The organism is Ruegeria sp. AB8, from assembly GCF_056542605.1.
In genome coordinates this window covers 24,290-48,869 of record NZ_JBQGAB010000024.1, presented here as the reverse complement: position 1 = coordinate 48,869, position 24,580 = coordinate 24,290, and the positions used below count along the sequence as shown (strand labels likewise).

The window sequence follows — 24,580 nt, the reverse complement described above, 5'->3', positions numbered from 1 at the left end:
CATGGGGTGGCTCCTTTCAAAAGCAGACTTTGACACCTGCACTATGGCGCATTGCGACGCCGGTTGAAGCAGGAGCCATCCACCCCATCAGCTATGTGGGCGTGAACGCAGCATCGTGAGGGTAACGTGAAAGTCCGGAAAGGGCCGAATGAGTCTAATGAGGGCCTGTTGCTGGTTGAACTGGTCACCAAGATTGCCGTATTGGAACTGTGAGGCTCAGCCGACAGAAATCGCCTTCGATAGCCTGACCAACCAAAGTTCTTTTCCAGAAGAGATTTCCTTATGAAAACACCCAAAGTCGATCCTTCTAGCACACAGACCAAGCACGAGATCGAACAGTATTTGAGATCCGTCAACGAAGGCGATCAGGTTGTAATCCGCAGCACTCAAGGTGGGTTATTGGGTTTGAAGGTTGCTCAAGTCACCGGTACCAAGCCGAGTGCAGGGCGCCTTAATACCGAGCATAGCGGCGGTTGGGGAGGAACTGCTTGGTATGCGAAATCTGGGAAGAACTGCCATGCCCCCAAGGGCCAATCAACTCTCGTTATCCCTACGCGTGAAGTCCTTGAATACGCAAGTACAGTCAAAATTCCTGAGTTCTATGTCGTCGCGCCTGGATCCCACATGCTCTAGCTATTGAATTGGTACTACGCAGAGGGTTTTGTTGACTAAATCGACGCCGAGCGGATCGACAACCGAGCCAATCTTGTGGCCAATTTCGAATTTGTTGAACGACCATTTAAGGTGCTTGACGATACGCTATAGAAGTCATACCCAGTGATTGGCCTTCACGCAGGCCGGTGTGCCCGCCATGCAAAGCTAAGCAGCGTTTCAGCATAATATTAGCGCCTCCGCGTCTACTGCGCGGAAAGATTAGTAGCGGGCACCTAGTCAGATCCAAAAGGAGATGACACATGTCAGATTATCACATGAAGAAGTTAAAAGTGTTGGGGAAGCGGTACGCGCGAGCGACCACTATGGCCCACAACGAAGCTCTGAACGCTATCGCAGTACAGCTCGGTTTTGCTCACTGGAAAGCACTGACTGATGCTGTGAAAGCTGAATGGCAGCCAACCGAAGACGATCTCAAGCAAGCTGAAGCGTTTGTATGCGATGCTGGTGCAAAGGCAAACGGTGATGCCACCAACAATGATACCCTATTCTCCTTCGAACCAGCATTTGAAGAGGGGGAGCTTTGCGGTCATTGGTACCAGATTGGAGACAGTCTTGGTGATGTTGTAGTTTCAGGAAAGGGTTGGGATTTACGGATTCCTGAGGCTCCGCTTGAAGCGCCTATTGTTGAAATTGACGAGCGCTATTCAGAAACAAGCCCGGTAAATGATCCGAACTTTCTTGCCCAACTTCTTGAGATCGCTCAGGCGCGCAGCAATAGAGTGCGCGCACAGATGGCGGTTGATTGGCCTCGAAGATCAACAAAAGCAGATCTTGATGGCGTAGCACGGCATCCTTTGGGGCGTGGCGACGCCGCAACATGGTTTTGTCACAGTTGCGATGTACAGATCACGGGCTCGCAAGCGGCCGAAAACTACTGGCATTGTCCCAACTGTGGCACTCACCCATTGAATATCCATCCGGTACCATTTGATGACCAGTTTCCTGGGGAGCCAGTTCAGACTCCAGATGTGGCGCAAAGGCAGAATCCGGAAATAAGGATTGTGGAACCGCGGCTTACACTGCGTTTGGATGAGGAAACCGTTGCAACTCTGGTTCGCTGCGCATTGCTTGAGGACGCGACTACAGTCAACGAACGGCTTGGCGCTATTCGCGCACAAATAAGTCTGATCGACGGAGAGGTTGTTTGGATCACCTTTGACGAATTGCTTTGGCCTGAGGACAAGGAGCCGACTTCTGCGCGGGCGGTTGCCACGAAGCTCGGGCTCGAGGTCGAACAGGAGATTTCCTTGTTCTCGGAACCATTCGCCTGGCCTGATTTAGGCGGAATGACGGCAAATACCGCCGAGTATGTGGAAATGCTGTTGAACGCTTATGAGGAACACGGTGTGATAAAGCGCTGATGCCGACGACCTGACGTCAGTTGGGTGACTGGGTGTGAGATCCCGGTCACCTCGTTTTGCAATGTCATTGGACAGACGGGCTGAGTTCGCCGACAATCGCGTCATGAAACTGACGGCAACCACACCTGTCCACCTGATCCATGTGGACCCGGACGTCAACATGGCGCGGTTCTATGGAATTGAGTTGCAGCCGACATTATTTGGGGAAGTGTCCGTCCTTCGTACCTGGGGACGAATTGGTACAAACGGACAGGCCATGATGGTGACATATGACGACGAAGCCCAGGCTGCTGATGCACTCCAGAAACTCGAAAAGCAAAAGCGCCGACGAGGCTACGTCCCGGTCGGTGAGTGACTTCGGGTGGCAATCTGTTTCCTTAGCAAATCCCGAGCCTGTCGTCTCGTGACCGGGCTCTAGGTTTCAGCCGGCATGCCGGCTTCCACCCAGAACACCCCAGCATGATCTCCCTGTCCCAGTAGCCCCTGATCCGTCTCTTGCGAGCCGGGGCAGGGGGCTTTGGGTCATGGTCGCTCCATGCCGTTGTGATCTGCCCGTTCGGGTTTCGATCCCTTTTGTGCTCCCGCAGGATCGAAGATCCTTTGGCTTCTTTTGTTGGTCAGGCGGGATTTGGACAAGCCAAACGCCCCCCGACGTCAGGGGGAAGGCGCGGCCTCCCCCCTCGGACAAGACAAATAGACAAGACCGTGTCCTCGCGCGTTGCGCTGCGGGCCGCACCACTCTTGTCGATTTGTCCTGTCTCGCCCCTCTCCGCGTTCGCCACGGGGCAGGTTTTAGAGACGACGCCCTTTCAGGGCTCGGCTCAAAACCAGCACCAAAAGGGGATCAACCCCGAAGGTCGCACCACAAAAGGAGAGACGGTTTTGGACACTGAGACGACAAACGACATCGAAAATGACACCAGCCTTCAGGCGGCAGAGATTGCAGCCCAGAATGACCTGTTCCGGAAAGCCCTGATCGATCCGACAGCGGCGATTGAGATGCACTCCAAAGGCATTCAGGGGCAGGTGTTTGTCACGCCCGGTGTGTCAGACGAAGGGGTTGAGTTCCAAACCGCCGCTTTGGCTGCAGTGGCGTCGGATGACCAGTTTGACGAAGGCAATGACCCTTATGGCGATCACACATTCGGAACGGTGACGGTCAGCGGCCAGAAGCTGTTCTGGAAAATCGACCTTTATGACGCGGACTACAAATACGGCTCCGAGCGACCGTTTGATCCCGCAGTGACCCGCCGCGTCCTGACCATCATGTGCCCCAGCGAATACTGATCCCAATCCCAATCCAGAAAGGAGGTGAGTTCATGAACCCATACACCCTCGCGCGTCAACGTCAGTTGGCTTGGAACAATCTCAAGAAGGGCGGCCTCTCCGGCAAGATCGCCCGCGCCTTCTTGAAACAACACGCAACCGCCTAATCGGCCCCGCTCTACCCCCGAAGGGGTAGGGCACCCTTAACACAAAGCAAAACACTCAAACAAGGATTTGCCCCATGAGCAAAATTGAAACATTCACCGCACCTGAAACCATCGAAACCGTCGCACTGTCCAATCTCTACCTGTCTGATCTGAACCCACGACAGGAGGTCACGGAGGAAAGCATCGCCCTGCTGGCCGACAGTCTGGTCATGTGCGGACTGATCCAGAACCTCAGTGGCCTGCGGGATGCAGATGGCAAAGTCGCCATCGTCGCCGGTGGCCGCCGCCTGCGGGCTCTGAATATCGCCGTGACCGAACGGGCCGATCTGGCTCAGGTCCCCGTGAAGGTCACGGATAATCCCTTTGTGGCCGAACAATGGGCCAATGCGGAAAACACGGCCCGCGAAGAACTGGACCCGGTGGACGAGGTCCGCGCCTATGGCAATATGGCCGAGAAATCCCTGTCTGTTGCCAAGATCAGCAATGCGTTTGGCGTGACCGAAGCCCATGTGCGCCGCCGCCTCGCGCTTGCCTATCTGCCCGCCGCCGTATTGGACGCGCTCAAGGCGGGTGAGATCAGCATGGGACTGGCCAAGGCCATGACCGTCAGCACCGAGGAAGAGAAAATTCTGGACGTGCTGGAACAGGCCAAGGAATGCAGGTGGTTTAGTGAGCATGATGTGAAACAGGCCCTGACGTCGGAAGCTGTCAGCAGCACCAACCGCAAGGCCGTGTTTGTGGGGCAGGAGGCCTATGTAGAAGCAGGCGGCACGGTCACCGCTGATCTCTTTGCCGATCAAACCCTGTTCAATGACGGCGTGCTATTGGATCATCTGTTTGCTGAGAAACTGGCGGCAGAAGCAGCAAAGCTACGCGAAGCAGAAGGCTGGGACTGGGTGGACACCCATGAAGACAGCTACATTCCGTATGGGTTTTCGGGCATCGAAGGCATGCACCGTCTGGAGATGGTGAGCCGGGAGTTCACCAAAGAACAGGCCGAGCGGTATGACGAACTTGTCGAACTCTATGAGGCAGAGGCTCTGGACGCGGATGGTGAAAAGGAGCTGGTCGCGCTCGAGGACTATGCAGCACCCTTCTATTCCGACGATCAGCGCAAGCTGTCCGGTGTGTTTGTCTATGTCGGCAACAACGGCGAGATCAAAACATCCTCAGCCTATGTCGCGGATGAACATGTGCAGGCCGCCATTGAGGTCGGCGTTCTGGCCCCGGTCAAAGAGACAAAGACCAAGGAGGCACCAAAACCTGCCTATTCGCAGAAGTTCATTGATGACATGGTGGCGATCCGGCTGGCCGCGATTCAAACGGCTTTGCTGGATAAGCCTGATTACGTGTTGAGCCTGTTTGCCTTCTACGCAACCCCGGCTTCCGGTCTGACCAGCAACCTGTTTGGGTTGGGCTATGGTGGCGCTGAGCGAAACACGCCCCAGATCGATGACCAGTTCATCCTCGATCCGCGTCTTGGAGGGGAGCGGGATGAAGCGGCAGATGCAGCCTATGACCAATTCCAGGAGATGGCCGCTCAAGGCAGCGTGGAGGCGTTCAAAGCGTTTCGCGAGCTGGGCAAGAAGGTCCGGAATGGAGAGATCACGGCTTTTCTGGCCCGGCGGTTCCTGACCCAGCGCCCGGAGTTCATGGCCGAGATCGAGGCTGAGATTGGCGCTGACATGCGCGCGATCTGGACACCGTCGGCAGAAAACTGCTTCCAACGGCTGAAAGGCTGGCAGCTGGATGATCTCTACAAGGACCTGCTGGAACTGCATGTGGACACCGACGCCTTCAAAGCCTTCGCGAAATCCAAGAAGGGCGCGAAGAACGACGCGCTGCACAAGCTGTTCAACGACAACGCGCATCAGGCCGCATTGGCTGTGACCGAGGCACAGAAAGCCCGGATCGATGCTTGGGTGCCGGATTGCTTCTGACCCCAACAGGGCAGGGTGCGTTGCGCCCTGCCTATCAATCTCTGGCTGTGTCAGCCTCAATGATGAAAACTCAAAGTGGCATTGCGCAAACACCCCGTCGCGCATAGCTATCAGAGGTCGGTCACCCGGCTCATTTTCTAAAGCGATCACTTGATCAGAACGGATTTGGTAAGACCCATGGATACCTCATCGAACAAGCTCGAGAAAGCCGCCCGCCGCGTTTGGAAATCCGCGCAGATGTTTGTCGGGTTTCATACGGATCAGGAGGGCAAGCCGCGCGAACAGCCAAAGCTCTGGCCACCAAAGAACGGAAGCGCGTCGATCCACAACGACCCCAGCGCACAGGAGGCGATTGTTGTGGTCAAAGCCGCTGATCCGGAAGCAACGCAGGACGTGCAGATCAAGCTGCATCCAAACCGTATCGTTGTGCGCCGCGATGCGGATATGTGGTGGCAGGGAGTTGCGATGGATCAGCATTCCGTGACGGTCCGAATGGCTGACAATACGCTCATTGAAATCCGCCATGACGGGTCGGTGAAACGTCGCTCGGCGGAAGATGAAACCCATGTTGAGGCCGATGGCAGCATCTTCAAGTTCACGGAATTTGCCGAGGCGCATATGACGGGTGACGGGGTGGAGATCACCCGGCGCACCGAGGATCGGATTGCCACGATCACGGCCGATGGTGTTGTCGATCGCGCGCGCAAGCGTTAGCCTGCAATCAATACCTCGAGACTTTCCTTCGATTAAACTTGTGGCCCGCTTCGGTGGGCCTCTTTCTTGTGGGAAAGGTCGTCGGCAGAGGCTTGCCGAAGTCGCTTCTATTCCTTCCATATGCTGTTCCAAATCCATGTTGACTGTTGTCGCCAACCTAGCCAATGTCGCGCGTTCGTATCGATGCGTCTGCCTCAGCGCAGATGTGTTGGGGCCGATGCAAACCCACAAGGAAACGCGAGCAACATGACTGATGACTGGAACAACTATGCCGATGGTTGGGACGACAATAGCGACGTCAGACGCTATGCGAGTCGCGCGTTCGCCACGCTGGACGAACACCTGGATATTTGTGGGAAGGATTGGCGATCAAAACGCGTGCTCGACTTTGGATGTGGTACCGGATTGCTCGCGGAAAAAATTGCACCGCATGTGGAGGAAGTTGTCGCCGTCGATACTTCGGAGAATATGATTGCCGTCCTGCAGCAAAAGCAGCTGCACAATGTCAGAGCAGTTCACGGAGATATTCTGGCTGGAGATGTTCCGGAACTAGGGAATGGGTTTTCAGAATTCGATTTGATCTGTGCGTCTTCCGTTTGCGCTTTTCTTCCAGATTACAGTGGCGCTGTGGCGGTGCTGGTGGGTTTGCTCAACAAGGGAGGGCATTTTGTGCAGTGGGATTGGCAAGCGTCAGATGATGACGGCTTTGGATTGACGCTGAATCAAATGAAGGCCGCGCTGGAGGCGGCAAGGCTTGGTTTAATTCGGGTCGAACGGATATTCGAGTTCAAATCTGATGAACAGGTCATGCCTGTTCTGATTGGAGCGGGGGTTCGAAATACGGAATGATCTTGTGTTTGGATGAGTGAACAACCATTGCGTCCAATTAACCGACCTTTGGTATGGCTCGAGCAGCAAAGTTCAACTTAGAGATTTAGCGCCGGTTATTTGGTCTGATCCCACCCCGCCAAATTGAGTCCGTCTGTTAACCTGATCCGCACAAGCGCGGACCAGGGCCGGACCGTCCGGGCTTTGGCCTCCGCCAGTAGGAAAGCGCGGCTGTCACCGCCAGTCCCCTCCATTCAATGCCACGACGCTCATTCCAATCCAGAAAGTCCACCCGCACCCTGAACTGAGTATTGCGTTTGCGTCGGATCGAGGTGATCTTGCCGCCACTTGTCTCATCGCTTTGTTCAGATGTCCCGCGCGCAGCGATCCCAAGAAGTCTTGCCTTTCACCTGGTCTGTCAGTTTCAACCTCGTTGCCGGAGAAGATCCTCGGCTGTGGTGTTTCTGAAGGGATGAACATAAGCGGGCAGTCGGGGAAGACGCGCGGTGCCCGGCCCGGGCACCGCGCTTCAACAAGGAATTTCCCCTGCGCCTGCGGCGCATTCCGCGCGGACCAAATTCCCTGCTGACGTCCCCTTGTTGCCCGCTTTTCCCATGTTCATCGAAACACGCCATAGCGAGGATCAAACAATGGCAACTCAAACTCTGAAACTGAACGTCAAGACTGGCGAAAAGGAAGGCAAGACTTTCTGGGATCGGTGCGGGGTTCTCTTCGTAAATTCTGATGAGACCGGCAACATCATCTCGATCCAGGTCAAGCACAGCATGTTCCCCGGCGTTGAGATGGTGGCCTTCCCAAAGCGGAACGATGACGAGCCCGTCACCGAATGACGAAAGGGCAGGGCGGCGCAAGCCGCCCTTTCTTCTGCTCCGGCCAGAGGCCGGACCACATATGCGCCACACGTGGCGCGCATCCCAACGGACGGGCAGGGAGGTAACCCACCGCAACGCGGCAGCTCTAACCCCTGCCACACCCGCCGCGCAGGCGGCGGGATATTGAGCGCGCTGAGGCGCGCGGAAAATGCCATAAAGAACTTAAACGTGCCGGTACGTGACGGGCGCTGTTCGGGCAGCCCACGCTTTGCGTGATTGCCCTGCGCCGGTCCACCGGCACCCACGCCTGCTGGCTGGAAAAGGGGCGGGACCCTTTTCCCGGCGTGGAGATTGCCTCCAAGAGCAAAGCTGTTCCGAGGGCAATTTGAGAAAATACGGATTTCTAAAATCACCCCCAGTTTCCTCTTGGAGAGTATGACAGGATAAGGTAGTTGTGTTACAAATTGAAAATACAACCATAGGTATGCATTGAGTATGCCCACCGATACAACTGTCTTTTCCGTACGCTTGCCAGTGGATGCGCTGGAGCGTCTGGAGGCGGCCGTTGATGTACTCGGAGCCAAGAGCCGCAATCAGATCATCCAGCGCCTCGTCTATCGTCTGATCGGTTATCTCGATCCTGACCCCGCTGTTGTGGATCTCTGGCAGAAGCACTTGCGGCAGGTTCAGGGTGGATACACCAACCTCAATCAGCTTGCGAAATCGGCCAAGCGCGGCACGGTGATCTGGACGGATGATGACCGGCGCGATGTTGAAAACCTCCATCGCGCGATCATCCAGCACCGACAAGACATGAAGGCGATGATCACAGCGGCCCGCCGAAACCGTGAGCCTGAATCCGCCATTCGCCGAATCTTGCGCGACGACGATTTGACACCTGAAGAATGAATGCCGCTGCCCGTGATCTGACAGCAGGAGACTTCCTGGAGCTTGCCTTCCGCGAGGCTCAGAAAGGTGTCGATCGATCCAAGCAGATCACTCAGCAACTGCAGACCGCCAAGCGCATGAAGTTCATGATCTCGCGGGCGTCGTCCATCAAGGCTCGGCTAGGTGCTGTGGTTGGAAAGCCTGAGGCGGTTGTGAAACACGTCCGCAAAGGTGGGGTGAAAAACGCACATGAGCTGCGCCGCCAGATCAATTATCTGACCGTCCGAGCAGAGGGTGTATTGGACATCCGAGACAATGGCGTGACCCCGCTCGATGCAGATCAGGTCAGTGATTTGATCGAGACTTGGGCCGAGGATTTCAACGGGAAAACCAACTACGGTTACACCCGTCACATGATCGTTTCTTTTCCCGAAGGCACCTATCCGGACGCCGCTCATGAGGCCGGTTTGGAGTTCGCTGACCGCCTATTTGGCAGCGGTGATTTTGGGGATACCTGGGACTACCTGACAGTGTTCCATAACGACACTGACAACCCCCACGTCCACATCGTTGTGAACAATCGAGGCGTTGAACACGGGCAGTGGTTGGCTATGGGTATGAGCAGCGAAATGAACATCGACGTTCAGCGCTCCATCCAGGTTGAGGTTGCTGAGGAATACGGAATTGAGCTGACCGCAACGACCCGCCTTGAGCGCGGATTGCGGCAGGAAGTCGAAACCGATATGTGGAAAGTTCAGGCCGGAATGTCGGTTGTTGAAACCACTCCGGAAGTCGAAGTTACGGCCCGCGACATGGCCGCCGACGTGATGACTCTCTCCATCGCAAGAATGTCGGATCTGTTTGATGAGCGCGCCAACGCCGTCAAAGACCGGATCGAAGAGTTTGCCATCCAACTCGTTGAAGGAGAGGAACCTATGGTATCGAGAATGGAACATCTGTTGGATCAAGCCCATCATTTTGATGATTATGGTGAGCCGGGAGACCCGTCTTATGTGTCCCCCGAAGTCATGAGCAACTTGCGGCGACACATCGAATTAGGCGGTTCTGAGGAAACAATAGCACCCGAGCTGAAGGCTCAGGTTGTTGCCCATATCAGCGACGTTCGGGACAACGAACAGAGCCATCCGTATCTGTCTGCCCTTGCTGATATTGTCGATGACAAGGCGTTCCAGGCGTCCGCAGATTATGCCCCGGCAGCACGCCGCTACGAGGTCTATATGCAGGACACCTTGGGCGAGGGGGCCTATGAGGATTTCCAGTCTCAGACCAAAGAATTGCTGCAATCCATCGACAAGATGGAAGGGCCGGCCCGTGAGGTTGATGACCCTCATCTGCGTGTCGCTATGGACATTCAGATTGGCGAGCTGAAGGGCGACGTTGCGGATCTGCGCACCAACGATCCGGACCTTCAAGCCTTCATCATCGAGGACCGGCGCTATTCAACGATGATGGGAATGGGCACCGCTGAAATGGATACCCTCGACTATCCGGAGGCCGAACAGTGGGCGGCGATCCGCAAGGAAGTCACCGAAACGGCCAGCAGCTATGGCCTCGATGGTGAGGCGTTTGTTGCGCGCTTTGGCGACCACCAGAACGTCACTTTGGGCACAACAATGGGATGGCGCAGCGACGACATATCGACCGCCGCGGCCCACTTCCAGGCTCAAGGATTGTCGGACAGCCACGACCGCGCTGAGGCCGTTGTTGACGAGCTGCACCAGCTTGCTTCTTCCAGGATCATCGCAATCTCAGAAGAACTCTCAGAGGTTCACGCACACGCAACACACCCGCTCTTGCAAGGGCGCGGTGACGATGACGGACACAGCCTTTAAGGAGTTCACCCTGTCTGCCTGATGAGCGCGCCAACGCCCCAGGCAGAACCATCACAGAGTTATCCATCAACTCGCAAAGGAAAAACTATGGTTTCGCGTACAGACTATCTTTTGAACGAAGTTGAACACTTCGCACCCTATTCCCAATTTGATCAATCCGCCCCGCGCGAGGATCGCGTTTCAGAGCAGATCGACATCATAAAGAAAGAACAGCGGGCGATGGGCTTTGATCGTGCAGCCATCGTTTCAAAGAGCTTCAACATCGAGGACCAGGCCAACCGCCGTGTTGACGAACATACGGTGCAACAAGATTTGGTCGAAGAACTGAAAATCGAATTAGAGGCTGCGGAGCGGTCAGGGGAACCGGTTGATCTGAACGATATGCAGGCTTTGGTTTCTCAGCACATGAACGATGCTCAGGAATACGACCTGTATCACCCCTACTATTCGTCCCTTGCTGATCTGTCCGGCGACAAAGGTTTTCAGGATTCCGACGACTACCAGTCGCCCGGTGATCGCTATGTTCAGTATATGCAATCCGCTCTGGGTCAGGCCGGTTTCGAGAACTACGAACAGCAGACCAAGGACATTGTGAACTCCATCGAGAACATGGAGGCTCTTGCACGTGAGGTCGAAGATCCGCATCTGCGTGCCGCAATGGACGTGCAGATCGGAGAGCTGAAGGGCGATGTTGCCGAGCTACGCCCATACGACACCGACCTGCAGGCGTACACTGTTGCTGACGACAGTTACACCACATCCATGAATGCGGCCGAGTTGGACAACTTGGACCCGTCCGAGGCCGAAAAGTGGCTGGCTGTGCGTGATGACATTGTGGCGACCGCCAACAGCTTCGGTCTCGACGGAAACAAGTTCCTGGCCCGCTATAACGATCATGACAGCGTTTCAGTCGGCACCACGGCGACTTGGCGAGACGCGGACATTTCCACCGCTGCCGCCCATTTTAATAGCCAAGGCGTTCCGGACAGCTACGAGCGCGCCGAGGCCGTTGTCGGTGAGCTGCATCAAGTTTCATCCAGCAAGATTGCAGCCGTGGTCCAAGAGATTGCCCATACCCGCGAACAGGCCACCCACGTCCATGAGTATGATGGACACAGTCTGTAATTGCCGAGCAGAAGGTATTTATTGATGCAACAGGGCTAAATTCAGGCTCGGCGCAAAACAGGGCGGGATGGAATCTTCCGTACAGGATTTTTGGAAAACGACCCTTCGCTGCCGTTGACGTGTGCGACCGCAACGCGGGACTAATCCGCCTTATGCGCGCGCGGCTACTGCTGATGCAACATTCCTTTGCGAGTGCAGAAGACTTTACGCAGCGAAGCCCTGCGCTTCCCGTTTTGGGTCATTCAACATTGCTCGGGCGGTGAAGTTCAGAGCGACCTTTCGCTGCATCGCGGGCGGACGCGCAAGTGCGGGATACGGCGCGATTTATCCACGCAGAAACTTTGCGCTGCGAGAGGGAACTCAACGGTTCAACCATTTGCCCGAACTCTACTGTGCTGAATAGACGTTCATATGAGCGGCTGTGCCAAGACAGAGGAAAGGCCCAATATTCATCCCCGAGCATTCGCTGAACTGTCTATGGGCTGGTACGAGCCTCCGAACTCGTCAAAGACGCTAGCGGTATGCAGCCCAAGAGTCGGAGGTGGTGGCAGGCTGTCATTTACGTCGATGGATCGATGAATCGGCGGAGCTGCCATGGTAACTTCCGTGCCCATGGTGGTCGCAACGCGGACACGCTTCAGTCCAGCGTGATCGGCAAGCGCTGCTACAGAATTGACGGAGCCATATGCGATATCCGCGTTGGCCAGTCTTGTGGTGAATGATTCCCGCGAGAGCGCGCGCGAAACGCTGCCGATTATGTCATGCAACGCCTCAACATTTTCAACCCGCGCATTGTTGCTGATGAACCTTTCGTCGGTGGCCAAGCCCGGTCGCTCCAGTACCTTGTCGCAAAACCGTGCCCATTCGCGTTCGTTCTGGATGGCGATGATGACCTGGGATCCGTCGTTCACCTTGAAGGCTGCGTAGGGCTGGATCGTAGGGTGCATCAGGCCAACCCGCTTGGGGGCCTTGCCGCCGTATTCGTACTGCATCAGCGGCACGTTCATCCATTCCGACGCCACCCCGAAGAGCGATACGCTGACGCCATAGCCTTCGCCGGTGCGTTCGCGATAGAGGAGCGCCTCGACGATCGCCGCGTGCGCTGTCATCCCTGCCCCAATGTCGCAAATCGAAACGCCGATGCGGCCAAGGTCCTCCGGTGCACCTGACACATCCACCAGACCACTTTCGGCTTGAACAAGAAAGTCATAGGCCTTGAGCGCGCTGGCCGGACCATCGTCGCCATAACCGGAGATGTCGCAGGTGATGAGCCGCGGGTTTTTCTTGCGCATTTCCTCCGATCCGAACCCCGCGCGGGCCATCGCGCCCGGCGCGAGATTCTGGACAAAGACATCAGCCTTCGCCAGCAGGCAGTGCATCAGGTCGGCGTCCCTTTCTGATTTCAGGTCCAGAACCACCGACTCCTTCCCGTGGTTGGTCCAGACGAAATACGAACTGTCGCCGTGGACTGAGGCATCATAGCCCCGTGCGAAATCGCCTCCGGCGCGTTCGATCTTGATCACCCGCGCGCCCATATCGATGAGGCGCGATGTGCACAGAGGTGCCGCCAACGCCTGTTCGACAGACACCACCAGCAGGTCGGAAAACGGGTTTGCCATGCTACTCTCTCCGGGTCGACGTCAGGCCGCGCCAAGGCTCTTGGTGACCTCGCGAAGGTCTTCGGCGACCTCCAGAGCGAGGATGTCAGCAGTCACCCGGTCGGTTCGCTCAATACCAAGCGCCCCGGTCGCCAGCGTGCGGAACTTTGCCGCAATTTCCTCCGGGGTCATTCGGTTGTTCGGGTCGCCCTTGGCGTAAATCTGTTCCCCTGAGAAGACCCGACCATCGCGGGTTTTGACATCCACGAGGGCGGCAACAGTATTGGGGTATTTCTCTGCCAGTTCCATGCTGGCCTCGATCTTGATGCGGGGCATCAGATCGCTAATATCCGGGTCGGCAAGAGTTTCGTCCGAGAAGCGTTCGAGCGTGACTGCACCGTCCTTGAGACCCAGAGACACGGCGAAAGGCGTGCTGAGACGCGCTGCAAGGGGGCTCTTTGGCGCATAGTTCATGCCCTGTCCTGGCATGGTCTCGGACTGTACGATGCTGACCTCAGCGATGTCTTCCGTTTGCAGGTCGTTCTCGGCGACCAGGTCGAGCGTTTTTGTCACTGCCGTATGGCTGCATTGGATTGTCGGAAGCGATTTCAGACCGCCGATGCTGACCTCGTAGTATTCTCCCAACCGGTCGAGAAGAGGTTCGGGGTTTGGCTCTTCCGAGAAGGCGTTGAAGAAGCCAGACGGATATTCAAGGATTCCAAGCGGGCCGGTCGCACCGCCTTTGACCAGTTGGGCAAACAGCACAGCTTTCATCGCTGCCATGGCAGGATGCAGACTTTTTGAGAAATCGCCATTCTCGACGCCGTAGCGAAGCCCGCCAGCTGCATCAGCCGCGAGTCCCATGGTCATCTCGATGCCAACAGCATCCAACTTCAGCAGCTTCGCTGCGGCGGCGGCTGCGCCGATGCCCCCGAAGGTCGCGGTGGGATGCCAGAACTTGTAGTGGGTCGGCATAGTGCAACGCCCGATGCGCCCGGCCACATCGAAGCCCAGGACAAAGGCCTCGATGATCTCCTTGCCGCTCGATTGCAGTTCCTCGCCCAGGGCAAAGGTCGTGGCGACCAGAGACGATCCGAGGTGGGAAATCGACGGCATATGCGTGTCGTCGAAGTCAATCGTATGTGCCATGGCGCCATTGGTCAGCGCGGCTGTAACAGCGCTGGTTTTTCCCGCCTCGCCAAAGACGGTGGAATATCCACCCGCTTTTTGAGCCGCGGCGAACCCCGTCACCCAGGAAACCTCTTCCCTGGCCTGAACGCGACCGCCCAAAGCACAGCCAAGGGTATCGAGTATGAAGAGTTTCGCCTGTTCGACGACCTCGGTCGGCAAGTCATCGAAGCTTGTGCGAGCAACGAACTCTGCGAGCTGACGAGTCAGGTCCACCTTGTTTGTTGATTGTGCCATAAAATTCTCCGGTTCGCGCATATCTTGGTAGGGTGTCTGTTCAAACCAGAACTCGCATCTGCGTTGGCATTGAAAAACTAAAATGCATGGATAGGTGCTATATCAGGTTTTTATGATGCAGCTTGCTTGGTGCAGGTGTCTGGGTCGTTCTGGCCCCGCAACCATTCATCAAGGGAGGCAGGCTCCGCTGCCTCCACGGCATTCCAAAGATCGGATGCGGAGTCTTCGCCCAGCAAAGCCTGAGCTTTGGCCTTGATCTTCTGCTCGCGTAACGCGAGCCCTCCCATGCGATCAATGTCGTGGGTGATTTCAACGCTTCGGCCATCATTGGTCGTGATCCGGGCCGTTGCTTGCGTTTCCGCCAATCCGTCAACGCCTTTCACCACCACGCGGTCGCGCAGGGCAACGAGGTCTGGGGCGCGGCAGGCGGCGTCAGAATAGGTGGTCAAGGCAGCCGTGTCCTGGCCCACGAGAACCATCGCGGAACACTGGCGGTAGCTGAACTTCGCCTCAAGCCCCGTCTGGGGTTCAAGGATATTGCAGACCTTCAGATAACGCGGTGGCACTGAAAGCGTGACACTTGCAACCTCGTCCGGTTTTACGCCCAGACTGTCACGCGCTTCGATCAAGGCCTCAAGCGACGCGTGTGCACCGTGACAACAAGCATGGAACTTATGCAGCACCCCTTCGAACATCCAAGACTGGCCAAGGCCGTCCAGTATCTCGTCCGGAGCCCGCATTTCTGCGGCGTGCGTAATCGCGAAACCCTGGTCGGCCTCCAGTGTGTCGGGACGGGACTCAAATCCTGCCTGGGCGAGAAGCGCGGCCTCGACACCATTGGACGCGGCCATGCCGGCATGAAACGGTTTGCCCATTGTCCCGAATTGTGCCCGCAAACCCGAGGCGCGCGTTGCGACCAACCCGAGGGCGTTTCCTGCGCCCCGCACGTCCAGTCCAAGCAATCGGGCCGAGGCCAGTGCCGCGCCGAAGGCACCTGCGGTTGCGGTGGAATGAAACCCGACGAAATGGTGGTGGCGCCCGAGCCAGGCGCCGATGCGGGTTGCGGCCTCCATACCGACAAGCGATGCTTCCAGAAACGTCTTGCCACTCGCTCCGGTCTTTTGCGCCAAAGCAAAACTCGCAGGAAAGACGACGACGCTGGGATGCCCGAGATAGGCGAAATGGGTATCGTCATAGTCAAGTGCGTGACTGATCGTGCCATTGGCCATTGCGGCTGCCCGCGCTGGCAGCTTCTGCGCCGTTCCGACAACCGTAGCTTCAGCGACACCACCTTCGGTCGCGACATAGTCCCTGACGATCCGGCTGACCGGCTCGTCCTGCCCGGCGATCGAAACAGCCAGCCAGTCGAACAGTGATATGCGTGTCATGCGCAGCGCGGCCTCAGATCGGCCCTCATCTAGAGAACCCGTCGCAAACGCTGTGATGGCCTCAGTGATTGGAGCGGAGTTCAAGGTGTCAGATTTGCTCATCGGCGGTTCATTTCTGTAAATCTCGTGTGGCCTCTTGCAAAACCACATTTACTCTTTTCCATTGACGGAAATAAAAATATGCGAAAGTAAGTATATCCACGATAACGAAATTCGAAGGCGTCGACGTGGATATCAAGCAGCTCAAGACTTTCATTTGCGTTGCGGAAACCGGATCACTCAGCGCGGCCTCGGACCGATTGCGCCTGGCGCAACCGGCCCTGTCGCGTCACATTAAGCTGTTGGAGCATGAGATCGGCGTTCAGCTTTTCGCGCGCCATGTCAGGGGTATGACACTCACCGAACCGGGGGAAAAACTCCTTGGGCGTGTTTCCGGCCTGATCCGCCAGTTGGAGCAATCGGTCGACGACATCCGCTCGAATGATGAAGTGGTCAAAGGCAACGTTGCGATCGGTTTAATGCCCAGCGTGAACACCGTTTTCGCCGTGCGTCTCGTAGAACGAGTGCGGCGCGAGCTGCCCAAGGTCACACTCCGGATCGTCGAAGGTTATTCAGGCCACCTGATCGAATGGCTTCAGCGAGGCGATCTGGACATTTCGTTTCTTTACGGACCTGCGGCTGACCTGCACCTGCGCTGTAAGGAGTTGCTTTACGAGGATATCGCGCTGATCAGCCCTCCGGATTCGTTGCCCGACCTCGGCCCGCAGATCCGGATCGCCGAAGTGGAGCATCTGCCGCTTGTTTTGCCCAGCCGTCCCCATGCTATTCGGATGCTGGTTGACAATGCCGCTTCTAAGGCAGGCGTTTCTCTGAACATCGCGCTGCGCGGTGACGCGTTCTGGGTGTTGAAGTCACTCGTCGCTGACGGGTCTTATCATGCTTTCATCCCGCTGTCGGCGGTTTCCGAAGAGGTCAAATCGGGAGTGCTCGAAGCCCGGACTTTTGTTTCCCCTCCCATCCGCCGGCAACTCGTTCTGGCAATGCCGCCGGACAGGTCAAACACCAGAGCCACGGACGCGGTGATCAAGGTTCTTGCCAGCGAAATCGCCACGATGATTGAAGAGGGCGTATGGAAGGCTGATCCGGAATCGGATCTTGTCGAAGACATTTGACGTGCGGCCGCCCGCCATAGAATTTCTGCATGGCATCACTGCCAACATTTTAATTGTTTGATCGCATTGAGCCGCTGATCTTATCGAAAACGGCAATGGATCACCTCATGACAACTTCCTCATTTTCGACACTCGAGATAACAACGCCGCGTGACCACGTGCTGCAGGTCACACTGAACCGGCCGGCATCTGCGAACGCCTTCAATACGCAGATGGCTCGTGATCTGGTCCAGTTCTACGAGGACCTGGCGCTCGATCCCGGGGATACAAGGTGCGTGGTCATGACGGGCGCGGGCGAAAAGGCGTTCTGCGCGGGGGCCGACCTGAAGGAACGCGACGGGATGTCTGATCATGACTGGGGCCTTCAGCATCTGGTCTATGAACGCATGATCCGTGCCATTCTGGGCTGCCCGGTGCCGATCATCGCCGCCGTGAACGGTGCGGCCTATGCCGGAGGCTGCGAAATCGCGGCGGCTGCGGATTTCATCTATGCCGCCGACAACGCCCGCTTTGCCCAGACCGAAACCCGGATCGGTATCATCCCCGGTGCCGGCGGCACGCAGACCTTGGCACGGGCCATCGGCGAACGGCGTGCCAAGGAGGTGATCCTGTCGGCCCGCCCGTTCAGCGCCGCCGAGGCGCTGGACTGGGGCCTTGCCAATGCCGTCTTCCCGATCGGGGAACTGCTGGAGGCTGCGCTTGACACCGCCGAGGCGATGGCGCGCAACGCGCCGATCGCTGTCCGACAGGCCAAGCAGGCAATCTATCGCGGTGCGCAGATGTCACTGGCCGATGGGCTGGCCTTCGAGATCGAAACCTATAACCGCACGATCAACACCGAGGACCGGCGCGAGGGCGTGCGGGCGTTCAACGAAAAGCGCCAACCGCAGTTCAAAGGGCAATGAAACGCATGACTTTTCCTGACAAGGTGGACTTGCGCGAAGTTGGCCTTCGCGACGGGTTGCAGATGGTTGGCCGGATCCTTCCGACCCAAACCAAGCTCGACTGGTGCCGAGACCAGGTGGCTTGCGGGTTTTCGGAGATCGAGGTGACCTCTTTCGTTCCGCCATCCTCCATTCCCCAATTTGCGGATGCGGCCGAGGTTCTGAAGGGAGTAAAGGCCATCGGAGGTTTTACCGCGGCGGTGCTTGTGCCGAACCTCAAGGGTGGTATCCGCGCCCTTGGGCGCGGGGCGGACAAGATCACCTTCGTTCTGTCGGCCAGCGAAGCGCACAACATGTCCAATGTCCGGCGCCCGACCGATGCGTCGGTGACAGAGTTCGAGGACCTCGTGACGGAACGCGATGCGCGCGGGTTGAAGGGCAAGGTTGCCCTGTCGGCGGTTATCGCGACCGCATTTGGGTGCAGCATCCAAGGCGAGGTGCCAGAAGACCGCGTTCTGGCTTTGTCAGAAAGACTGGCCGCCGCCGGGGCGGACGAGTTGAACATCGCCGACACGGTCGGTTACGGCAATCCGCTCCAGGTGCGCAGGATGTTTTCCGCCATTTCGAACTTGGTCGGCCCGCTTCCACTAGCCGCCCACTTCCACGATACCAGGGGCATGGGGCTTACCAATGTCATGGCTGCCGCCGAGGTTGGCGTTCGGCGCTTCGATTCAGCGCTTGGGGGGCTCGGTGGATGCCCTTTCGCCCCCGGCGCGACGGGGAACATCGCGACAGAAGACTGCGCCTATCTGCTGGAAAGCATCGGCTTGAGCACTGGAATTGATTTCGTGCGGCTGTTGAAGCTGCGCGCGAGGCTTGAGGAATGGCTGCCGGATGAACGCATCGAAGGCCGGTTGAAACAGGCGGGCTTGGCTAAAACCTTTCTGTCAGCCGCCTAACACTGCGTTGCAAATTCGTTATAGCACCCATATTCGCGTTATAATTTTGTCACCCCACAGCATTTGCAAAGCTGCCCTTGCAAAGGCGTCCTTCCGCGTTGGGGGCGCTCGAAACTTGGGAGGACAAAATGATCATCGCAAAACTGTCAAAATATGCTGCCGTATCAGCGCTCGTCTTGGGCCTTTCCAGCGTTGGCGCAATGGCCGAAACGCTGAAAATGGTCAGTTCCTGGGCATCGAACCAGGCGACCTATCGCGTCAATGTCGAAACCTTCGTAGCCAAGGTGGCCGAACATACCGGCGGTAATACCGACATCAATGTTGTCGGGCCCGAAGCGATCAGCCCACTGGAACTGGTCGAACCACTTCAGACCGGCATCATCGACATGATCTTCACACACCCGGCCTATCACGCGGGGACTACGAAGATCGGCATGGCCGCCGACGGGATCGCCGTCGATCCGGCGACCTGGCGTGAAAGCGGCATTTTCGACGCCTTTGACGCCTATTACCAGACCCTGGGCATCAAGGTGATCGGGATCATGCCGCTGGGCCAGCGTGGTTTCCGCTTCGTGACCAATCAGGACGTTGAAGGGCGCGAGAATTCCTTTGAAGGTATGAAGGTGCGGGCCAATGCCTCATACATCGCGATCATTGAGAAGCTGGGCGGCAGCCCTGTTCCTCTGGGTGGTGGCGAGATCTACTCTTCGCTTCAGAATGGCGTGATCGACGCTGCTCCCTGGAGCGCTACTGGGCTGGTCGATTTCAAGCTCTACGAGGTTGCCAGCCATGTTCTGCAGCCTGATTTCGGATCGCTGTCGAATTGGATGTTCATGAACCTCGACAAATGGAATTCGCTCGACGCCGACACGCAGGCGGCAATCACCCGCGCCGCGGCCGAGACGGAACTCTACGCGCTCGAAGAAATGACGCGCATCGCCGACATGGAGCTGGGCCAGCTTCAGGAAAAGGGCATGGCGATCACCAACATGAACGCCAGCGAGGCCGAAAATATCTCAGCCTGGATGTCGGAAGCCATGTGGGGCTTGGCGATGGACACCGATGCAGATGTGGCGGCAGGCATTCGTGAACTGGCGGTCAAAGCTGGGCTTTCCCAATAAATGCTGACGCTGAAGCGGATCGAAAAAGGAGTTGCGGGGGGGATGGCGTTCCTCTCAGCGCTTCTTCTTGCGGGGATCGTCGGTCTGTTCGTGATGGAGATTTTCATGCGCTACGCCATGAACGCTCCGACGAAATGGAGCAACGACGTCATCAGCTTCATCATGCCCGCGATGATCTTTCTCGCGCTGCCCGAAGTGACCCGCCGCAACCAGCATATCGCGATCACATTCCTTGTCGAAGCGGTGGGCGATGACGTGGCGGTAAAATGGGGCCGAGTTCTGGCTTTGGCTTCGGCAGTTGTCGCGGCGCTGGCGGCGTGGATCGTTGCCTCGTCGGCCTTGAAGCAGTTTTCGACGGGCATCCTGACCAACACGGTTATTCAAGTGCCCAAATGGGCCTTGCTGTCGCCGATAGCATTCAGTTTCGGCGTTGTTGCGCTGATCTTCCTAACAACTGCCCTGATCGGGAGGGATGAGGCATGAGCTGGGCCGAAACCCTTATGATCCTGCTGGGGCTTCTGCTCGGCTCCTTTGCGACGGGACTACCGGTATTCATTGCGTTCTTCGCGATTTGCATTGGCGCGGTCTTCATGCTGTTTGGCTCGAACGGGTTCGGGCTGGTCGCGAACTCGATCCTGACGGCAACGTCCATAGTGTCCCTCAGCACCGTGGCCATGTTCGTTCTGATGGGTGATCTGCTGTTTCGCTCCGGGTCGACGGAAGTGCTTTTCGACGCGGCGAACCGCATCTTTGGCAGGCTGCGGGGACGGCTTTATTTCCTCGTGATCGCGCTTTCCACGATCTTCGGCGCTTTGTCGGGCTCCATCGTCGCGGTGACAGCCATGCTCGGGCGTTCGGTTCTGCCTTCTATGAACCAGCGCGGCTACGACGAAGGCTTGTCGATCACCACGATCCTGTCAGGCGCAAGCCTCGCCCCCATCATTCCGCCATCCATCGTCGTCATCATCCTGGGATCCCTGGTGAATGTCTCGATTGCCGGGCTACTTGTCGCTGGGTTGCTGCCGGGGCTGCTGATTGCCGCCCTGACCGGTCTTTATGTCTGGGTGCGGATCAAGCGCAACCCAAGCCTCGCCCCGGAAGACGACGCCAACGGAGGCGAAGATGGCGACAGCCTGGGGTGGCTGCTTTTGAAATGCGTGCCGTTCCTCATGGTCATATTCTCCGTCATTGGGTTTATCCTGCTTGGTGTTGCCACGCCATCGGAAGCCGCGGCCAGCGGGGTCGTCGGTGCCCTGATCACAACCGCGCTTTATCGAAAGCTCAGCCTCAAGTTCCTGACCGACAGCCTTGTCGAGGCGGCGCTTCTGACCGGTTCGATCATGGCGATCTTTGCCGCCTCCAGCCTGTTTGCTCAGATACTGTCCTTTACCGGCGCATCGCAAGGCTTCCTGAAATTCTTCTTGGCGCAGGACCTCACTGGCCTGACGGCCTTCCTGGCGACCATGCTCATCACGCTCGTGGCCTGCATGTTCATCGACGTGATCGCCTATATGCTGGTCAGTGTGCCGATCTACGCGCCGATCGCCGACGCGTTTGGGTTCGACCCGATCTGGTTCTGGGCAATCTACCTAATAAACGTCACCCTTGGTTCGGTGACGCCCCCGTTTGGCTACGCGCTGTTTGCGCTCAAGGCTGCTTCCCCAGACCTCCCGATGGGCAAGACCTACCGCGCGGCGTGGAGCGTCGTAGCCATCTTCGCGATAGCGATCACGTTGCTCTATCTTGTTCCGGGCATCGTCACACTTATCCCATCCATGCTGTGAGAAACCTCATGACCGAATACACCAGCTATGATCTTATTGAATGGGGCCAGCCCTTCGAAAAACGCCGAAATGCATTGCCGGAGCCCAGCGGGGCCGAGGTTATGGTGCGCGTTACGGCGGCAGGTCTCTGTCACTCGGACCTGCATGTCCAGAAAGGCTATATGGACCTTGGCGAAGAGGGCAAGCTGACCTTTGCCGACCGCGGCGCGCAACTGCCGATGACATTTGGCCACGAGATCGCCGGCATTGTCGAAGCCGTGGGCCAAGAGGTGACGACGGTCACCCCGGGACAGCAGGTTCTCGTCTTTCCCTGGATCGGATGCGGCACATGCGAGGCCTGTCTGGACGACCGGGAGAGCGATTGCCCGAATATGCGGATCATCGGGCTGAAGCAAAAGGGCGGCTTTGCCACCCATTGCCTGGTGGAGAACGAGAAGTTCCTTGTCGATATCGAGGGCCTTGATGCGGCCGCTGTCGTGCCCCACGCGTGCTCGGGCATCACCGTCTACAACGCGCTGGAGAAGATGGGCGCGCTGCGGGAGGGTGAGTGGATGGCGATCCTGGGATGCGGGGGGCTTGGCATGAATGCCATCGCCATCGCGCGGGCCATGGGGATCGATAACATTATCGCCGTCGATATCGACGACGCCAAGCTCGATGCGGCGCTGGAGATAGGCGCAATGAAGATCATGAACAGCACGCGTGAAGATGGGGTTGCGGAGTTGCAGAGCCTAGCAGATGGCCGCCTGATGGGGGTGCTTGATACATTCGGCGGCCCCTCTACGGGCCAGCTCGCCGTGCGCGCTCTGGCCAAGGCGGGGCGCTATATTGTCGTCGGGCAGTGCGGCGGGGATTTCAAGATGCCTCAAGTCTGGCTGCCGCAAAAGGCCATGACCGTGCGCGGCAGCCATGTGGGCAATTCGCCGCAATTGCACACGCTGATCGAAATGGTCCGCGCAGGCAAGATCAAGCAGATGCCGATCGAGCGGCGTCCGCTTTCGCAAATTAACCAGGCAGTCGAGGATCTGGAACATGGCCGGGTCACAGGCCGCATCGTGTTCCAGCCCGACCAGGACGACGAGTGACATCATGAAAACCTATCAGCATTACATCAACGGCGCCTGGGTTGAACCAGCGAGCGGCGAATATTTTGACACTGACAACCCCTACACGGGCGAGGTCTGGGCGCAGATCGCCAAGGGAAACACCGAAGATGTGGCGCGCGCCGTTGCAGCTGCCAAGACCGCCTTCGAGACGGGGCCGTGGGCCGAGATGCGCCCGACGACCCGGGGAAAGCTTCTGGTCAAGCTGGCGGAGACCATCGAGCGCGAGGCCGAGCGCCTTGGCGAACTGGAGGTGCGTGACAACGGCAAACTGATTGCCGAAATGGGCACCCAGACCCGCTATCTGGCCGAGTGGTACCGCTATTATGGCGGTCTGGCCGACAAGGTCGAAGGCGCGGTTCTGCCCTCGGACCGGCCGGGTATCTTCAACTACACGAAGCACGAGCCCTTGGGCGTGGTCGCGCTGATCACGCCCTGGAACTCGCCGCTCCTGCTGCTGGCCTGGAAGCTCGCTCCAGCACTGGCGGCTGGCAATACAGCCGTGGTCAAACCGTCCGAGTTCACCTCGGCTTCGACCCTCGAATTCATGGACCTGGTCAAGGAGGCTGGTTTCCCCGATGGCGTGGTGAACTGCGTGACCGGGTTCGGCCTCGATACCGGCGCGCCATTGGTGGAGCACCCGGACGTCGCCAAGGTTGCCTTCACCGGATCTGACCTCGCGGGACAGAAGATCTATGAGGCGGCGGCGAAAAAGATCATGCCGGTCACGCTGGAACTGGGCGGCAAATCGCCCAACATTGTTTTCGAGGATGCCGATTTCGAAGCCGCCGTGATGGGCGCGATCTCGGGCATCTTTGCCGCAACCGGTCAGACCTGCATTGCCGGGTCGAGGCTTCTGGTGCAACGCTCAATTCACGACAGGTTCGTCAAGCGTCTGGTCGAGGTGGCTGGTGAAGCCAAAATCGGCGACCCGATGTCAATGGACACTCATGTCGGCCCGGTGACCACGCCGCCGCAATACGAAAAGATTCTCCACTACATCAACGTCGCTCGAGAAGACGGGGCAACCTGCGTTCTGGGCGGCAAACCCTATACCGGCAATGGCGCGAAAGGGGACCGTTTTGTCGAGCCGACGATTTTCACCGGCGTCTCCAACGAAATGCGGATTGCACAGGAAGAGGTCTTCGGCCCAATCCTGTCGGTGATCCCCTTCGACACCGAGGAAGACGCGATCCGTATCGGCAACGATATCCTCTTCGGGTTGGCTGCCGGGGTTTGGACCTCGGACATCGGCAGGGCCTTCCGGATGTCGGACAAGCTCAAGGCAGGTACTGTCTGGGTAAATACATATCGCGCTGTCAGCTTCATGACGCCCTTCGGTGGCTTCAAACGCTCCGGTCAGGGGCGGGAAAGCGGGCAAGAGGCGATCAAGGAATTCATGCAGGTGAAATCTGTCTGGATTGCGCAACAGACCACGGCTGCGAACCCTTTCATCATGAGATGACAGCGAGCTTTGGCCGCTCTTCAAACCAACA

The 24,580-nt window shown here is 57.6% G+C and carries 22 protein-coding genes; 19 read left to right on the top strand and 3 right to left on the bottom strand.

What is annotated here, in order from left to right:
- The first annotated feature begins 282 nt into the window (after window positions 1-282).
- The 11 genes from ACR0CG_RS20105 to ACR0CG_RS20055 all read left to right on the top strand — a co-directional run bounded on the left by ACR0CG_RS20105 (window position 283) and on the right by ACR0CG_RS20055 (window position 11,650).
- Complete coding sequence (locus ACR0CG_RS20105; RefSeq protein WP_170709457.1) at window positions 283-633, top strand: hypothetical protein; 351 nt, start codon at window positions 283-285, stop codon at window positions 631-633.
- Window positions 634-914: 281 nt separating this feature from the next.
- Window positions 915-2,036, top strand: a complete 1,122-nt coding sequence (locus ACR0CG_RS20100; RefSeq protein ID WP_170709455.1) for a hypothetical protein — start codon at window positions 915-917, stop codon at window positions 2,034-2,036.
- 103 nt (window positions 2,037-2,139) lie between these two features.
- On the top strand, window positions 2,140-2,391 hold the full coding sequence (locus tag ACR0CG_RS20095; RefSeq protein ID WP_170709453.1) for a WGR domain-containing protein: 252 nt from the start codon (window positions 2,140-2,142) through the stop codon (window positions 2,389-2,391).
- A 527-nt stretch (window positions 2,392-2,918) separates the two neighbouring features.
- Window positions 2,919-3,323, top strand: coding sequence for a DUF3768 domain-containing protein (locus ACR0CG_RS20090; RefSeq protein WP_170709450.1), 405 nt, complete (start codon window positions 2,919-2,921; stop codon window positions 3,321-3,323).
- A 220-nt stretch (window positions 3,324-3,543) separates the two neighbouring features.
- Window positions 3,544-5,409, top strand: a complete 1,866-nt coding sequence (locus tag ACR0CG_RS20085; protein WP_480527065.1) for a ParB/RepB/Spo0J family partition protein — start codon at window positions 3,544-3,546, stop codon at window positions 5,407-5,409.
- Window positions 5,410-5,586: 177 nt separating this feature from the next.
- Window positions 5,587-6,123 carry a hypothetical protein gene (locus ACR0CG_RS20080; RefSeq protein WP_170709445.1) on the top strand — a complete coding sequence of 179 codons (537 nt, stop codon included), beginning with the start codon at window positions 5,587-5,589 and terminating at the stop codon, window positions 6,121-6,123.
- 246 nt (window positions 6,124-6,369) lie between these two features.
- The gene (locus ACR0CG_RS20075) at window positions 6,370-6,972 is read left to right on the top strand and encodes a methyltransferase (protein ID WP_170709443.1); all 603 of its coding nucleotides are present in this window, start codon (window positions 6,370-6,372) and stop codon (window positions 6,970-6,972) included.
- Window positions 6,973-7,601: 629 nt separating this feature from the next.
- Window positions 7,602-7,802: a hypothetical protein gene (locus ACR0CG_RS20070; protein WP_170709440.1), complete on the top strand. Its 201-nt coding sequence runs from the start codon at window positions 7,602-7,604 to the stop codon at window positions 7,800-7,802.
- Between the two features lie 516 nt (window positions 7,803-8,318).
- Window positions 8,319-8,693, top strand: a complete 375-nt coding sequence (locus ACR0CG_RS20065) for a hypothetical protein (RefSeq protein ID WP_480527062.1) — start codon at window positions 8,319-8,321, stop codon at window positions 8,691-8,693.
- Window positions 8,690-10,525, top strand: a complete 1,836-nt coding sequence (locus ACR0CG_RS20060; RefSeq protein ID WP_170709436.1) for a relaxase/mobilization nuclease domain-containing protein — start codon at window positions 8,690-8,692, stop codon at window positions 10,523-10,525. The genes ACR0CG_RS20065 and ACR0CG_RS20060 overlap by 4 nt, the downstream gene beginning before the upstream one ends.
- 87 nt (window positions 10,526-10,612) lie before the next feature.
- Window positions 10,613-11,650, top strand: coding sequence for a hypothetical protein (locus ACR0CG_RS20055; protein ID WP_170649850.1), 1,038 nt, complete (start codon window positions 10,613-10,615; stop codon window positions 11,648-11,650).
- A gap of 449 nt (window positions 11,651-12,099) precedes the next feature.
- On the opposite strand, the gene ACR0CG_RS20050 is transcribed toward ACR0CG_RS20055, so the two are convergent.
- From ACR0CG_RS20050 to ACR0CG_RS20040, 3 genes are all read right to left on the bottom strand, one after another.
- The gene (locus ACR0CG_RS20050; RefSeq protein ID WP_170415554.1) at window positions 12,100-13,269 is read right to left on the bottom strand and encodes a CaiB/BaiF CoA transferase family protein; all 1,170 of its coding nucleotides are present in this window, start codon (window positions 13,267-13,269) and stop codon (window positions 12,100-12,102) included.
- A 21-nt stretch (window positions 13,270-13,290) separates the two neighbouring features.
- On the bottom strand, window positions 13,291-14,673 hold the full coding sequence (locus tag ACR0CG_RS20045; RefSeq protein WP_170415552.1) for an MmgE/PrpD family protein: 1,383 nt from the start codon (window positions 14,671-14,673) through the stop codon (window positions 13,291-13,293).
- Between the two features lie 110 nt (window positions 14,674-14,783).
- Window positions 14,784-16,163 (bottom strand): MmgE/PrpD family protein, encoded by a 1,380-nt coding sequence (locus ACR0CG_RS20040; RefSeq protein WP_170649848.1) that lies wholly within the window; start codon window positions 16,161-16,163, stop codon window positions 14,784-14,786.
- A 125-nt stretch (window positions 16,164-16,288) separates the two neighbouring features.
- Here ACR0CG_RS20040 and ACR0CG_RS20035 point away from each other — a divergent pair, with 125 nt between their 5' ends.
- The 8 genes from ACR0CG_RS20035 to ACR0CG_RS20000 all read left to right on the top strand — a co-directional run bounded on the left by ACR0CG_RS20035 (window position 16,289) and on the right by ACR0CG_RS20000 (window position 24,549).
- Complete coding sequence (locus ACR0CG_RS20035; protein WP_170649847.1) at window positions 16,289-17,233, top strand: LysR family transcriptional regulator; 945 nt, start codon at window positions 16,289-16,291, stop codon at window positions 17,231-17,233.
- Window positions 17,234-17,340: 107 nt separating this feature from the next.
- The gene (locus tag ACR0CG_RS20030; protein WP_170415546.1) at window positions 17,341-18,138 is read left to right on the top strand and encodes an enoyl-CoA hydratase-related protein; all 798 of its coding nucleotides are present in this window, start codon (window positions 17,341-17,343) and stop codon (window positions 18,136-18,138) included.
- Window positions 18,139-18,143: 5 nt separating this feature from the next.
- Window positions 18,144-19,076 carry a hydroxymethylglutaryl-CoA lyase gene (locus tag ACR0CG_RS20025; RefSeq protein WP_170415544.1) on the top strand — a complete coding sequence of 311 codons (933 nt, stop codon included), beginning with the start codon at window positions 18,144-18,146 and terminating at the stop codon, window positions 19,074-19,076.
- Between the two features lie 128 nt (window positions 19,077-19,204).
- Window positions 19,205-20,197: a TRAP transporter substrate-binding protein DctP gene (locus ACR0CG_RS20020; RefSeq protein WP_170415542.1), complete on the top strand. Its 993-nt coding sequence runs from the start codon at window positions 19,205-19,207 to the stop codon at window positions 20,195-20,197.
- 42 nt (window positions 20,198-20,239) lie between these two features.
- Window positions 20,240-20,680, top strand: a complete 441-nt coding sequence (locus tag ACR0CG_RS20015; RefSeq protein ID WP_170415540.1) for a TRAP transporter small permease subunit — start codon at window positions 20,240-20,242, stop codon at window positions 20,678-20,680.
- Window positions 20,677-21,981, top strand: coding sequence for a TRAP transporter large permease (locus ACR0CG_RS20010; RefSeq protein ID WP_170415538.1), 1,305 nt, complete (start codon window positions 20,677-20,679; stop codon window positions 21,979-21,981). The genes ACR0CG_RS20015 and ACR0CG_RS20010 overlap by 4 nt, the downstream gene beginning before the upstream one ends.
- Before the next feature lie 8 nt (window positions 21,982-21,989).
- On the top strand, window positions 21,990-23,066 hold the full coding sequence (locus ACR0CG_RS20005) for an alcohol dehydrogenase (RefSeq protein ID WP_170415536.1): 1,077 nt from the start codon (window positions 21,990-21,992) through the stop codon (window positions 23,064-23,066).
- Window positions 23,067-23,070: 4 nt separating this feature from the next.
- Window positions 23,071-24,549: an aldehyde dehydrogenase gene (locus ACR0CG_RS20000; RefSeq protein WP_480527059.1), complete on the top strand. Its 1,479-nt coding sequence runs from the start codon at window positions 23,071-23,073 to the stop codon at window positions 24,547-24,549.
- The last annotated feature ends 31 nt before the right edge of the window (window positions 24,550-24,580 follow it).

Coding starts and splice junctions, on each gene's coding strand:
- ACR0CG_RS20105 (WP_170709457.1), top strand. CDS start 283: ATGAAAACACCCAAAGTCGATCCTTCTAGCACACAGACCAAGCACGAG.
- ACR0CG_RS20100 (WP_170709455.1), top strand. CDS start 915: ATGTCAGATTATCACATGAAGAAGTTAAAAGTGTTGGGGAAGCGGTAC.
- ACR0CG_RS20095 (WP_170709453.1), top strand. CDS start 2,140: ATGAAACTGACGGCAACCACACCTGTCCACCTGATCCATGTGGACCCG.
- ACR0CG_RS20085 (WP_480527065.1), top strand. CDS start 3,544: ATGAGCAAAATTGAAACATTCACCGCACCTGAAACCATCGAAACCGTC.
- ACR0CG_RS20080 (WP_170709445.1), top strand. CDS start 5,587: ATGGATACCTCATCGAACAAGCTCGAGAAAGCCGCCCGCCGCGTTTGG.
- ACR0CG_RS20075 (WP_170709443.1), top strand. CDS start 6,370: ATGACTGATGACTGGAACAACTATGCCGATGGTTGGGACGACAATAGC.
- ACR0CG_RS20070 (WP_170709440.1), top strand. CDS start 7,602: ATGGCAACTCAAACTCTGAAACTGAACGTCAAGACTGGCGAAAAGGAA.
- ACR0CG_RS20060 (WP_170709436.1), top strand. CDS start 8,690: ATGAATGCCGCTGCCCGTGATCTGACAGCAGGAGACTTCCTGGAGCTT.
- ACR0CG_RS20055 (WP_170649850.1), top strand. CDS start 10,613: ATGGTTTCGCGTACAGACTATCTTTTGAACGAAGTTGAACACTTCGCA.
- ACR0CG_RS20050 (WP_170415554.1), bottom strand. CDS start 13,269: ATGGCAAACCCGTTTTCCGACCTGCTGGTGGTGTCTGTCGAACAGGCG.
- ACR0CG_RS20045 (WP_170415552.1), bottom strand. CDS start 14,673: ATGGCACAATCAACAAACAAGGTGGACCTGACTCGTCAGCTCGCAGAG.
- ACR0CG_RS20040 (WP_170649848.1), bottom strand. CDS start 16,163: ATGAGCAAATCTGACACCTTGAACTCCGCTCCAATCACTGAGGCCATC.
- ACR0CG_RS20030 (WP_170415546.1), top strand. CDS start 17,341: ATGACAACTTCCTCATTTTCGACACTCGAGATAACAACGCCGCGTGAC.
- ACR0CG_RS20025 (WP_170415544.1), top strand. CDS start 18,144: ATGACTTTTCCTGACAAGGTGGACTTGCGCGAAGTTGGCCTTCGCGAC.
- ACR0CG_RS20020 (WP_170415542.1), top strand. CDS start 19,205: ATGATCATCGCAAAACTGTCAAAATATGCTGCCGTATCAGCGCTCGTC.
- ACR0CG_RS20015 (WP_170415540.1), top strand. CDS start 20,240: ATGGCGTTCCTCTCAGCGCTTCTTCTTGCGGGGATCGTCGGTCTGTTC.
- ACR0CG_RS20010 (WP_170415538.1), top strand. CDS start 20,677: ATGAGCTGGGCCGAAACCCTTATGATCCTGCTGGGGCTTCTGCTCGGC.
- ACR0CG_RS20005 (WP_170415536.1), top strand. CDS start 21,990: ATGACCGAATACACCAGCTATGATCTTATTGAATGGGGCCAGCCCTTC.
- ACR0CG_RS20000 (WP_480527059.1), top strand. CDS start 23,071: ATGAAAACCTATCAGCATTACATCAACGGCGCCTGGGTTGAACCAGCG.